The organism is Capnocytophaga endodontalis (genome assembly GCF_002209445.1).
Classification (GTDB): domain Bacteria; phylum Bacteroidota; class Bacteroidia; order Flavobacteriales; family Flavobacteriaceae; genus Capnocytophaga; species Capnocytophaga periodontitidis.
The window spans coordinates 1,493,607-1,506,276 of the sequence record NZ_CP022022.1 but is presented as its reverse complement, the minus strand read 5'-3'; the positions used below and the strand labels follow the sequence as shown (position 1 = coordinate 1,506,276).

At 40.6% G+C, this 12,670-nt stretch carries 8 protein-coding genes; 4 read left to right on the top strand and 4 right to left on the bottom strand.

Going from position 1 to position 12,670, the window contains the following annotated elements; genetic code table 11:
* Nucleotides 1–167: 167 nt before the first annotated feature.
* The 4 genes from CBG49_RS06790 to CBG49_RS06775 all read right to left on the bottom strand — a co-directional run bounded on the left by CBG49_RS06790 (nt 168) and on the right by CBG49_RS06775 (nt 7,936).
* On the bottom strand, nt 168–1,625 hold the full coding sequence (locus tag CBG49_RS06790; protein ID WP_088593901.1) for a glycoside hydrolase family 32 protein: 1,458 nt from the start codon (nt 1,623–1,625) through the stop codon (nt 168–170).
* 109 nt (nt 1,626–1,734) lie between these two features.
* Entirely contained in the window at nt 1,735–3,111 is a 1,377-nt protein-coding gene (locus CBG49_RS06785) for a DUF4960 domain-containing protein (protein WP_088593900.1), read from the bottom strand.
* Nucleotides 3,098–4,771 carry a RagB/SusD family nutrient uptake outer membrane protein gene (locus CBG49_RS06780; protein ID WP_088593899.1) on the bottom strand — a complete coding sequence of 558 codons (1,674 nt, stop codon included), beginning with the start codon at nt 4,769–4,771 and terminating at the stop codon, nt 3,098–3,100. The genes CBG49_RS06785 and CBG49_RS06780 overlap by 14 nt, the downstream gene beginning before the upstream one ends.
* Nucleotides 4,772–4,792: 21 nt before the next feature.
* Nucleotides 4,793–7,936 carry a SusC/RagA family TonB-linked outer membrane protein gene (locus tag CBG49_RS06775; RefSeq protein ID WP_088593898.1) on the bottom strand — a complete coding sequence of 1,048 codons (3,144 nt, stop codon included), beginning with the start codon at nt 7,934–7,936 and terminating at the stop codon, nt 4,793–4,795.
* A 301-nt stretch (nt 7,937–8,237) separates the two neighbouring features.
* Here CBG49_RS06775 and CBG49_RS06770 point away from each other — a divergent pair, with 301 nt between their 5' ends.
* The 4 genes from CBG49_RS06770 to CBG49_RS06755 all read left to right on the top strand — a co-directional run bounded on the left by CBG49_RS06770 (nt 8,238) and on the right by CBG49_RS06755 (nt 12,659).
* The gene (locus tag CBG49_RS06770) at nt 8,238–9,311 is read left to right on the top strand and encodes a PCMD domain-containing protein (protein WP_088593897.1); all 1,074 of its coding nucleotides are present in this window, start codon (nt 8,238–8,240) and stop codon (nt 9,309–9,311) included.
* Nucleotides 9,304–10,086 carry a porin family protein gene (locus CBG49_RS06765; protein WP_088593896.1) on the top strand — a complete coding sequence of 261 codons (783 nt, stop codon included), beginning with the start codon at nt 9,304–9,306 and terminating at the stop codon, nt 10,084–10,086. Before CBG49_RS06770 ends, CBG49_RS06765 begins: the two co-directional genes overlap by 8 nt.
* Nucleotides 10,087–10,428: 342 nt before the next feature.
* Nucleotides 10,429–11,718 (top strand): carboxypeptidase-like regulatory domain-containing protein, encoded by a 1,290-nt coding sequence (locus tag CBG49_RS06760; protein ID WP_157668372.1) that lies wholly within the window; start codon nt 10,429–10,431, stop codon nt 11,716–11,718.
* A 158-nt stretch (nt 11,719–11,876) separates the two neighbouring features.
* Nucleotides 11,877–12,659, top strand: a complete 783-nt coding sequence (locus tag CBG49_RS06755; RefSeq protein WP_088593894.1) for a porin family protein — start codon at nt 11,877–11,879, stop codon at nt 12,657–12,659.
* Nucleotides 12,660–12,670 lie beyond the last annotated feature (11 nt).

Below are 12,670 nucleotides of genomic sequence, written 5' to 3'. Positions count from 1 at the left end.
AAGAATAATTCTTTTTGCGTTTTTCGCAATGTTTTAGATAAAATATTGCGTTTTTTTCAATGGGTTTTCTATTGCTTAGCACCACTTAATAACCACATAGTGTCCACTTAATCAATACTTAAGAAATTAACAACGAATTTTAGAAAACGTTGCGAATTCTTCAATTCTTAGAATTGGAAGTTGGCTGTTCCGTTAGCAAAGATGCCCCAAGGGTTTTGGTTCATCTTGTAGCAACGGATAGAAAGGGCTACTACATCGTTCACATAGATTGCTGCTGCTGAGCCTTCTTGCACTATTTTCACAGTGTATTCCTTGTTGGCGTTCGTGGGGAGTTTTATGCTATTGATGGTAGTAGTGCCTCCGTCTCTAATCACGCGGTTGAGTTGCAACTCTCCTTTGTTGAGATTAATCGTTACACGGTAGGTTTCATAAAGGTTACCACAAGCACCAAACATCACCCCGAACTCGGTGGCTGTATTGGCTTTTATTTTGGCAACTATCTTGTTAAACCCAGTTCCAAGGCGGTCGAACACACGGTTATTGTTGTCTAAGGCTATATTGCCAAGTGAAGCGGATATGGCTTGCTTGCTATCAAAAGCGGTAGGCATCTTCACATTGAGGGTACCGTCAGCGTTTTGAGTGAGCTCGTGTACTGCCAATGAACCTCCCCAGTGGTAGGCGGCGTTATCTTCGTAGTTGATACGTGACGGATTCCACCCCCATATATAGCGGTGAGTGCCGTCGGTAGCGGTTTTTCCGGCATAGAACACGCGGTCGTCTAAGTCTTGTTGTGCAGGAGTAATCCAATCGGTGCTTCCTACACGGCGGTATCTGTATTGCACACGGCGCACGCTTTCCTCAATGTTAGAGAATATCAAATATTGGTAGTTTCCTTGTGTAAACACATCGGGGCATTCTACCATAAAGGCAGAAGGGTCAGTATAAAAGAAGGGAGTATTCGGGTCTTTTGTCCAGTTCTTAAGGTCGGTAGAGGTGAATTGGGCTACAACAGCTTTCCACACACCGCTTCCTATATCGGCACGGGTGCTGACGAGCATCTTATAGGCATTTCCTTCTTTAAATACAATAGGGTCGCGGAACTCATTGGCATCGTACTTATCAGGAGCTCGGAAGGAGTGTTGTGTATCCTTTGTCCACGTTTTCAAATCGGTAGAAGTAGCCCAATAGATGATTTCTTTGGGGTCTAAATCGCCGTTATGCCCTGTGTAGAAAGCGTAATAGGTATTCCCATCTTTGAATACTGAACCTGTACCGAGGGCATCTTCGTGTGAACCATCAGCACCACAAGCAATTGCTTCACCATTATCGGTATAATTCACTAAATCAGTAGTGGTGGCACTATACCAAGGGTGGAAGGTTGCAGGTGCGGGACGTTGGTCATAAAGGTAGAAAATATGAAATCTACCATTATCGTAGAACGGCATAGGGTCGCCTACCCACGCATTTTTGGGCTGGAAGAAATGTTTATAAGTACGACCGTAATCTTGTACGGCATAACAAGTAGCGGCATCAGGAGCTGCATTAGGGTCGTTACTACAATATTCTTTTTTTTCACAAGCTATTAGGGCGGTAGCGCAAAGCGCTAATGTAAGTGTCTTTTTCATTGTTTATTAATTTATTTTTATTATTTAACCTCCTCCTATTCCCCCTTAAAAAGGGGGAAGAAAGGACGGTTACACATATACGTATGAAAAGAGGTATTTTATGTTTCTATTAATTTGCTAAATATTCTAAAGCGTTGGCAGTAAGCAATTCAATATTGCTTTTGTAGGTATTAGCGGGTGAATTATCTTCGTTATACCAGTCGTAGCCTTCAATGCCTATACAAATGGTGCGACCTGCATTGCCACGTTTGGTATATTCAAAAATCGCTGCTCGGTTCATAGCATCATTCCAGTGGAAACTTGCTAATAACTTAGCACCACTGGCAGTTTGCCAGCCTGCTACATTATTGGCATAATCACCCCACTCAAAGTTCCATAAGGCGTTATGTGCTTTGGCTTTTACCCCTCTAGAGAGTAAGAAGGCGACATCGTTAGTACCTGTTTTCTTAGTCAATCCTTTGAAAAGTGGATGGCTTTCGTTGCCTTTATAGCAAATACCCCAGTCATCACCAATTGCAAATGGACTGTTGCCTTCTCCCCACATATTGTTTACCACTTTGCCGTCTAAGGCGATACCTAAATCGACTACGTACTGTACAGCCCAAGAAGACAATAAGAACGAGCCTCCAGCAGCATAGAATTGTTTCATCTTGTTTACAACGGCATCTGCTTTGGCTTCAGCAGGCAACTCTTTGTTGTTATCCCAATGCCACCAAATCACTTTGTAGTCGGTAAGATTAACTTTGCCGTCCTTAATGTCACTAAATGAAATGTATTTGGCGGTGTCGTAATTTTCAGCAAGCCAAGTGTAGGCAGCTTTCTCGTCTTCATTGGCGATAGCAGAAGCACTCTTAGCTGTACCTACAAAGGCAATAGGCGCAAAGTTTGTAGGTATAATCTCTACGTTATACGCAAAACTCTCACCGCGGTAATTCATAGTGTAAGTAACGCTTTGAGTGAAGTTTTGGGCAACTCCCGAAGCAGGGCTTACGGTAGCGTTAGGGGTAGTGCTAAAAGTAGGAGTTAGCGCAGTTACTGCTTCTCCTTTGGGATATTTCACACTTATTTTACCTGTACTGTGGTCGATAGTAGCTTTGTATTTCCCGATTACAAAGTTCTCTATCTTAGGGTACTGAGCGGTAACGGTATAATCCCAATAGAGGTTACCATTAAAGATGCGATACTTGACACCTTTACTCAAATCTACTCCTGTAGCACCTTTAGGCACTGAGGTAGCTCCCTCGGGCAAGCTAAGGGAGGTGGACATATTGGTAAGCGTAGCCGACCAAGGAGCGTAAACAGTAATGGTTTGTTTCTCCTCGTCGATGATTCCATCGATACCATTGGCTTGAAAGGCATTGATTTTAGCCTCTTTATCATTGATAAGTTCGCCTTCGTGTTTCTCGTCGCAGCTAAACAAGCCGAGCAAAGCTGCCATACCGAGGGCGAGTTTGTGTATTGTTGTTTTCATATTAGAATCCTGCATTTTGTTTGTAAATACCTTTTACGTACCCTATTTGGTTTTGTGGAATAGGGATGTACTCATTCTTGTTTTTAGTGAAATAAGCACTGCTAAATATTGCTGGGCGACGTGTTTTCTCTTTAGTAAAATAGTCGTTAAGCACTTGGTCGGCGATACCCCAGCGTACAAGGTCGAAGAAGCGACTGCCTTCCATAGCAAACTCTAAACGGCGTTCCCAACGGAGTGCTTTGCGTGCGTTTTCTTGATTCCAAGTGATATTTACGCCATCTTGGTATAAGGCGATATCAGCATTGGTAGCGTAAGGAATCATAGAAGTACTTTGTTTTGCGCGTTGGCGCACTTGATTGATAAGTGGCAAGGCTTCGTTGCTACGGTTGAGCTCGATAAGGGCTTCGGCACGCATTAGGAGTACATCGGCATAACGTATTACGATACGGTTCTTAGAATTACCGCGGAAAGGGTTGATATTGCGGAAGCAAGAGCAAGAAGGGTCTACATTCTCTTTGAGGGAGGCATAGAAGCCGTACACATTGCTATTGCGATTCCAGTCGTTCTTGTAAATCAACTCGGTGTTGTACTTATAAGGCAAGCCAGGTAAGGCAACGGTGTGGAACAAACGAGGGTCGGCTTTATCGTTAGCCGCATTGTAATCGTTATTGTTGAAGTTATCAAAATCGGGCAATCCATTCACTGTTTTGAAGGCGTTTACCAAATTCTGACTCGGTTTGTGGAAGTCACAGCAGCCTAACTTTTGTGGCGTAGAGAGTACATCACCCCAGTTGAGACTTCCGTATTGAGTACCATCGTCTACTGAGTATTGCACAGCAAAGAGCGACTCTTTACCATTTTCATAGCCCCCAGGAAGGAAGTTGAAGGCAAAGTCGTCTTCCAAACCGTAAGTAGAGCCTAACACAGCGCTGGTATAGGTGAGCACTTCTTGTAAATCTTGGCTGTTGATACTAGTTACGCTGTTGTTTTCACTTTGGCGATAGGCCTTGTACAAGTAAGTTTTAGCGAGGTAAGCCGCTGCTGCCCCTTTGGTTGCTCTACCTTTTTGTGCTTGAGTGACAGGCAATAGGTCGTAAGCTTTCTTAAAATCGGCAGCTATCTTTTGCCATTGTTCATCGTTTGGCAAGGTGTTAGGCGTTGTTTCGTAGGCACTATCAGGAGTGTTTTCGTCTACGAAAGGTATATGCCCAAAAATGGTTTTAAGAATAAAGTAGAAGTGTCCGCGCAAAAAGTACATTTCGCCTATGCGTGATTGGCGGTTAGGCACTTCGGTATCCGATGCTTGTTGTAGTGCTTTCAATGCGGTATTGGTACGCGAAACAGCTTGGTAACACATAAACCAGAACTTATCAGCTTCCGCATAAGTAGGGTCGATATTTTGAGCTATCTCGTAGAAGTGAAATACCTGAATGTCACTCACATCCTGACCGCCTTTATAGGCATCATCGGCGCGTACGTTGCCATATATCCAAAGGCTAAAAGGTGTATCGTAGTGGTCGTTACCTAAAGCAGCATAGGCAGCGGTTGCAAGTCCATCGGCTTTAGAGATTGCCTCTTTTTCACTCATAATCCCTTGTGGATTATCGTCTAAAAAACTGCAGCTTGTTGTAAAAAGCGCTGCACATATCGCGGTGGTATATATTATCTTTTTCATTTGTCTGTTATTTTTAGTAGGCTAAAAACTAGCATTGAGTCCCATCGTAAAGGTGATTGGGATAGGATAGCCGTAGTTAGGATTTTCAGGGTCTTTACCGGTGAACGATTTGCTTTTGAGTGTCCATAGGTTCTGACCGCTTACATACAAGCGCAACTTGCTGAGTTTTATCTTTTCAGATAGTTCTTTAGGCAAGGTATAGCCCAATTGTACGTTGCGAAGTTTGAGGTATGAACCATTTTCTACATAGTAAGTAGACATACGTCCTTCGTTGTTGTCGTCTACGCTTGACACACTTGGAATATCAGAATCAGGGTTGGTAACGGGGTCGAAAGCATCGAGCAAACGGCGACCTTTGTTACCATACGTATCTTGTACACTCCAGAAATCGGTGTGGCGTTTTACGTTAGACACCACATCTACATTCTGTACGCCTTGGAAGAAAGCAGTGAAATCGAAGTTTTTATACTCTAAATTGAGGTTAAGACCATAGATAAAATCGGGTTGTGGATTGCCTATCCAAGTGCGGTCGTCTTCATCGATTTTGCCATCGTTGTTCAAATCGCGGTAGCGGATACGACCGATACCTTTACCGTTTTGTATAGGATGATGATCTACTTCTTCTTGAGTTTTAAAAATGCCATCGGCTACATAGCCATAGAAGTTGTTAGAGCCTATAGGGCGACCTAAACCATTGTCCCATTTACCATTACCACCATAAGAGTTGATTACTGAAGTAGGAAGCTCTGTGATTTTATTCTTATTAGTAGCGACATTGGCGTTGATATCGTATTTGAGTCCGCCTTTAGTTTCATTGCGATAACCTACTGATACTTCTAAACCTTTATTCTCAACAGCAGCACCATTTACCCATTGGTAAGCGCCTTCTCCTTTGATACCTGCATAAGGAGGTTCTACTAAGATGTCTTTAGTTTTCTTGATATAGTATTCGGCTGAGCCATACAAGCTATTATCGAAGAAACCGAAATCGATACCAAAGTTAGTTTGGGTAGTGGTTTCCCATTTGAGATTTTTGTTACCAAGACGTGTACGACGGAAACCTGAAGCCAATTGTCCTGAGCCCTTACCGTCGAGGTCATAAGAGGTTTTCCAGATACCATTCCATATAAAGTCGCCTGTTACCCCATAGTAAGGGTCGAAGATGTCGTAGATAGCGTAGTTGTTGATATCTTGGTTACCGTTTTGTCCCCAACCGAAACGCAATTTGAGGTCGGAAACAGTATGGTTGATTTTCTCCATAAAGGACTCTTGAGAGATGCGCCATCCTAAGTTGAACGCAGGGAAAGTACCCCAGCGATTATCTTTGGCAAAACGTGAAGAACCATCGTGGCGGAGGGTTACTGAAGCGAGGTATTTATTATCGAAAGCGTAGTTGATTTTTCCAAAGAAAGAAAGCAACTTGTAGCCCGTAGTTGAACCACTACCACTCACACCCCCAGTTGCCAATGAAGGCCACATATATTCAGGTGTTTCTACCGCGAGGTTATTCCCTTTGATAGCAAAATTAAGGTCGTTCTGTGAGTACATCTCCATCCCTGCAAGGGTTTCAAAACGACTCTTGCCGAGCTCAAAGTCGTAGGTAGCAGTATTAGCCCAGTTCCATTTTGTCCAGTGGGCTTGCTCGAGTTGAGAGAAAGTTTTTTCTTTGCCTTCTTCCATAAATCCTGAAACATACGAACGGTTGAGCACACGTTTGTAGAAGTTGCCATAGTCTATACCAAAGTTAGAACGCACATTCAATCCTTTGATAGGCTGGATATTCACAAAAGCATTCCCAAACATACGCCAATAGTTGTAGCGATTATCCTTATTATCGGCTACAAGGCGTGCAGGGTTCTGACGGTCGGGCAATCCGTTTACAGGTCCTCCCCAGTGTTTGCCATCGGTAGTGCGTACTGGAATAAAAGGTACCGCTATCATTGCCGATTCGGTGATTTGGTGCGGTTGTTCTACCTCACTGGTACGATTTACGGTGAAATTTTCACCTATGGTTACCACATCGCCAAAGAGCTTGTAATCAGTATTGATACGAGCTGAAAGACGAGAGAAATCAGTATTCTTTACCATACCGTCGTTGTTGTAATAGCCCAAAGAGAGGAAGTAATTCCCTTTTTCAGTACCATTAGTAACTGAAAGGTTGTACGATTCGGTTACCCCCATACGGGTGATTTCTTTGAACCAATCGGTATTAGAAGGTAACATAGGGCTACCTGTTTTATCAAAATACTCGCGTGGGTAGTACAAATTGTTGAGGGTAGCGTGTCCATTGGCATCGGTAGTGTAATCATAGTGAATGCCCAATGGGTTTTGGTTAGGGTTGTTGCCTCGATTCACCGCCGCTTTCCAAAGCACTTGTGCGTACTCGTTGGAATTGAGCATTTTCATACGTGAGTGAAACATCGATATGGTAGTATAATGGTCGAAATCCACTTTTAGCACACCTTTCTTACCTTTTTTAGTGGTAATAACAATCACCCCATTGGCAGCACGCGACCCGTAGATACTAGCAGCCGAAGCATCTCGCAACACTTGTATGCTCTCAATATCGTTAGAGTTGAGCTCGTGCATACCGCCTTGGGTAGGTACTCCGTCAATAATATAAAGAGGGTCGTTGTTGTTGAGCGTACCGATACCGCGAATGCGAATGGTTGCTTTCCCTGCAGGACCACCGTTATCGGTTACTTGCATCCCTGCTACACGACCTTGTAGGGCTTTCATAGGGTTGTTTTCGGAGGTAGACATCATTTCGTTTACCTTTACTACCGATACTGCCCCTGTAAGGTCGGTTTTGCGTTCAGCGCGATACCCTACCGATATGGTAACACCTTCTAAGGCAGTTACTTCTTCTTCTAAGGTCACACTTATATTCTTTCGTCCTTTCACAGCTACAGTTTGGGTTTTGTAGCCAATATATGAAAAGACCAAACTATCGGTGGCAGCGACGGGATGAAGGGTATAATTCCCGTCAAAATCAGTAGATGCTCCTACTGTTTTGTTTTTCACCATCACCGTTACACCCATCATAGGGCTGTTATCGGCTTTTGCTTTTACCACTCCTTTTACCTCTTGGGCAAAAAGAGCACCCGAAAAGTTACAGAGCAAAAGCGATAGTAAAATACGTTTGTTTATTTTTCTACTCATCATATTGGTATGTTTTTTTCGATTAATTTTCGGTGGCAAAGGTAGGTCAAAAGAAAGCAAACCACTATCAAAAACCGGTCAAACACTATCAAATTTGTGGCTATTTTTTGATACTGAAGCATAAGTGTAAAAATTTAAAATGCTGTAAATAAAGTGATTGATTATTTTTAACAAAAAATGAACAAAAAATGATAGCGATTTTTCCATTCGTTTCGTTTTAACAAACGTAAACAATTTACTAATTTGCTAATTTGTTAATTCTTTCATACTTTTGCGATCTGTTTAGTTCAACACTCAATGAAATATGAAACTTCAAAACTTTTTTATCATTACAGCCTTGCTCCTCACATTGCAAAGCTGTATCAAAAGCGAAGCCCCAAATACCGAAGCCGATATTCTCACTTGTGAAGTAGATGGCAATGTATTGATTCGCAAACCTGTGATCCAAAATACCGAGATAAAACTCTATGTAAACTCTTTGGATAACGTAAAAAACCTCGCACCTCGCTTTACCCTTACACAAGGGGCAACTATCAGTCCTACCAGTGGTACAGCACGCAATTTTTCTACCCCTCAAACTTATGTGGTAACGTCTGAGGACGGTAATTGGCAGAAAACTTATAAAGTGAGTTGTCTTACTGACGAAATTATCGCTCACTATCACTTCGAAAACGCTCGTATTACTGATGGCTACTACACTTTTTACGATACCTCAGTAAGCGGACAAGAAATCGCTTGGAGTAGCGGAAATGCAGGTTTTAAATTTACCAACAGTAATGCTAAACCCGATGAGTTCCCTACAAGTCAGAGTGAGAGTGGATACAGGGGGAAATGCGTGAAACTCGTAACACAAAGCACAGGGGTTTTAGGAAAAACTTTTGGTGCTCCTATCGCAGCTGGTAATCTCTTCACAGGAAGTTTTGAAATAAATTTGTTCACCCCTGCAAAATCTACCCATTTCGGGATTCCTTTCAAAAGAAAACCTACCCATCTCTCAGGATATTACAAATACAAAGCAGGTGAAAAACTTACCGATAAAAACGGCAATGTAATACCTAACCAAAAAGACAAATGTGATATTTATGCAGTGCTCTACGAGGTAACTTCTCAAGTGCCTCATTTAGATGGCACTAATATCAAAACGCACAATAATATAGTGTTAATGGCACAACTAACCGACAAGAGAGAAACCGATAATTGGGTACAGTTCTCTATTCCTTTTAAAACAATAAAAGGTCGCTCTATCGATACTAAAAAACTAAAAGAAGGAAAGTATAGTCTCGCTATAGTACTTAGTTCCAGTGAAAAAGGTGCTGATTTTACAGCAGCCGTAGGTAGTACTCTTTATGTAGATGAAATGCAATTGTCTTATGAATAATGAAGTTATGAAAAAGAATATCCTTATTATATGCTTGATGCTATTGAGCTGTTTTTCATACGCGCAAAACGAACGTACTGAAACACTTGTACAATCAGAAGAAAAAGGTTGGGAATACGAACTAAAAGCTGGCGTAAATATAGGAGGTGCAAGCCCAATACCACTCCCTAAAGAAATACGCAAGATAAAGGGATATAGCCCAAAGTTTAATGGCTCATTTGAAGGAACTGTAACCAAATGGCTTACTCCTAAATGGGGTATCTCAGCTAGCTTACGATTGGAAGAAAAGGGTATGGAAACCGATGCGAATGTAAAGAACTACGGAATGGAGATTATAGAACAAGGTAACCACGTGGCGGGCTATTGGACGGGTGATGTACATACAGTCTATAAAAGTTCATTCATCACCTTACCTATAGCGGTGAATTATCGCCTTACAAAACGTTGGAAAATTCACTTGGGAGTATTCACTTCTTACCGTATGGACGGAAATTTCTCTGGCTATGTAACCGAAGGTTATTTACGTGAAGGTAGCCCAATAGGTGAAAAAGTTAGTTTTTCTAACGGACAAGTAGCTTCTTATGATTTTAGCAATCATCTACGCCATTGGCATTGGGGCACACTGATAGGAGGCTCTTGGCAAGCGTTCAAGCATTTCAATATCAATACTGAACTCACCTACGGAATAAATAATATCTTTAAAAAAGACTTTAAAACAATTACTTTTGATATGTATCCTATCTATATGAATATAGGTTTTGGGTATCACTTCTAAACAATTTTATCTAAAACTTCGTCAAAATCCAATGATTTTCTCAAGGTGAATCTACTGATAATCAATCATATTTTGTGAGGGCGTCGTGTAAACGTCCTCACAAAAACTTTTTTAGACACTCCTTTTTAAACACTTCTCTTCAAAATAATTTTCCCCTTTCTTGGAATCGAAATGATTTAGAAAATAATTTTAACAAAACGTAACTAAAAGATTGACTTAAACTTACAATTATGCTGTAAAAATTTTAAAAAAAAGTTAATTTTTTATTTGCTCATATTGTGAGTTTGTTATACTTTTGTCCCGAAAAAAAACAACGCCAATAACGTTAAATTTATAGATAGTATGAAAAACATTTATTCTTTCTGGGCAATATTTTGCCTATTCACTCTTTTTGTGATAAGTTGTTCTAAGGACGACGAGACTACTGCTCCCGTAGGTACTCAAACCTCTACTAACCAAACGGGAACAACCACTAACACTACCCGAACTGGTACTACCACTGTCACTACACAAACGGGCACAACTACTAACACTACCCAAACAAGCACAACTACTAACACTACACAAACAGCTATAGTGGAAGTAATTGTAAGTGGTGAAGTGAATGGCATTAACTTAAAAGTTACAGACGCTCCTGCAAATCAAAACCCTAAAACGATAGCTAATGTATCTTTAAAGAATGCCAATACCAAGTTTGAAGCAAATAAACACATTGGTAAAACCCTTTACTTTGTGTTAGAGAAAAATGGTATGCCAGTATCCGATGTGGTTGAAAAAGAAATCCGCGCTGGTGAAAACACCGTGAACCTCACCGTTAAAAAGAAAAAAGAAGACGGTAAGGCTGCCGTTAATATCAAAGTAACCCAAGACGGCAAACCCGTTGCTAATAAAAAAGTATATGGTGTAGGTGGCTCTTTCAAGTTTGAAAGTATTACAAATCTCCTTGAAAGAACAAATGGCAATGAGGACTATATTTCAGGACAAGTAGAACTAACAGGCAATACCAATAATGAGGGAATTGTACGCTTCATTTTTACTCCAGAAGAAAAAAACATCACTGATTATCACTTTTTTATCCTCACTGAAGAAGCGCCCTTTTATCTATCAGTTGATGTAAATCTCGACGGCTCTCTAAAAGAAGCTACTATCAACATCCCTAAAAAGGTTACTGTTACTTTTGTAGTTACCGATAGTGAAAACGAAACTGTAGAAAACGCTACTGTAAATATCAACAACATTTCATTAAACACTGATAGTAAAGGAAGAGTAATGATTCCTTTAGCAATGGCTACTTACGATTATTCAGTTACCCTCCCTTGTGGTACCAATAAAAAAGGAAATATAACAATTTCCGGTGATAAAACTGAAAACGTAAAATTTACTACTGCTGAACGCGGACAAGTGATTGTTGAAAACAAAACCGATAAGAAATGCACTGTAAAATTCAAAGGTCAAAATTATGAATTAGAAGCAGGTGCTACCAAAGTCTTTATGAATCAAAAAGTGTATAATAACATTTATGACATTGATTTTTATGTAAATGGTAACAGAGTAGAAAAACTCTATAACGGAATGCTCACTTGCTCTCAAAAGAAAATAACTTTTACTCTAAACCCTGAAGATATAAAATAATGTCTTTCCTAAAATAAATTATTCAAGAGGTTAACTAAAAAAGTTAACCTCTTTTTTTTGTTCTAAAATACTACTTTCGCACAGTTTTTGCTGTTGTTTTTCGTTAAACATCAATAGTTAGTAAAAATGAACTATCATATTAAAGGAATGGGATCACTATGAATAATCAGGTTATGAAAACAAATATTTTTGTTGTATGTTTAATACTATTCGGCAGTTTGTTACACGCTCAAAACGAACGTACTGAAACGCTTGTACAATCAGAAGAAAAAGGTTGGGAATACGAGCTAAAAGCGGGCGTAAACATCGGGGGAGCAAGCCCTACGCCCCTTCCTGAAGAAATTCGCAAAATAAAAGGGTACAGCCCCAAATTCAACGGCTCTTTTGAAGGGACTGCCACCAAATGGCTCACCCCTAAATGGGGTATCTCAGCAGGTTTGCGCTTAGAAGAAAAAGGTATGGAAACTGATGCAAATGTAAAGAACTACGGAATGGAAATTATAGAACAAGGTAACCACGTGGCTGGTTTTTGGACAGGCGATGTGCATACAGTCTATAAAAGTTCATTCATCACCTTACCTATAGCAGTGAATTATCGCCTTGCAAACCGTTGGAAAATTCATTTGGGAATATTCGCTTCTTACCGTATGGACGGCAATTTCTCAGGCTATGTAACCGAAGGTTATTTACGTGAAGGTAGCCCAATAGGCGAAAAGGTAAGTTTTTCTAACGGGCAAACCGCTTCTTATGATTTTAGCAATCATCTCCGCCATTGGCATTGGGGCACACTGATAGGAGGCTCTTGGCAAGCGTTCAAGCATTTCAATATCAATGCTGAACTCACCTACGGAACAAATAATATCTTTAAAAAGGACTTTAAAACAATTACTTTTGATATGTATCCTATCTATATGAATATAGGTTTTGGGTATCACTTTTAAGCACTTTATAA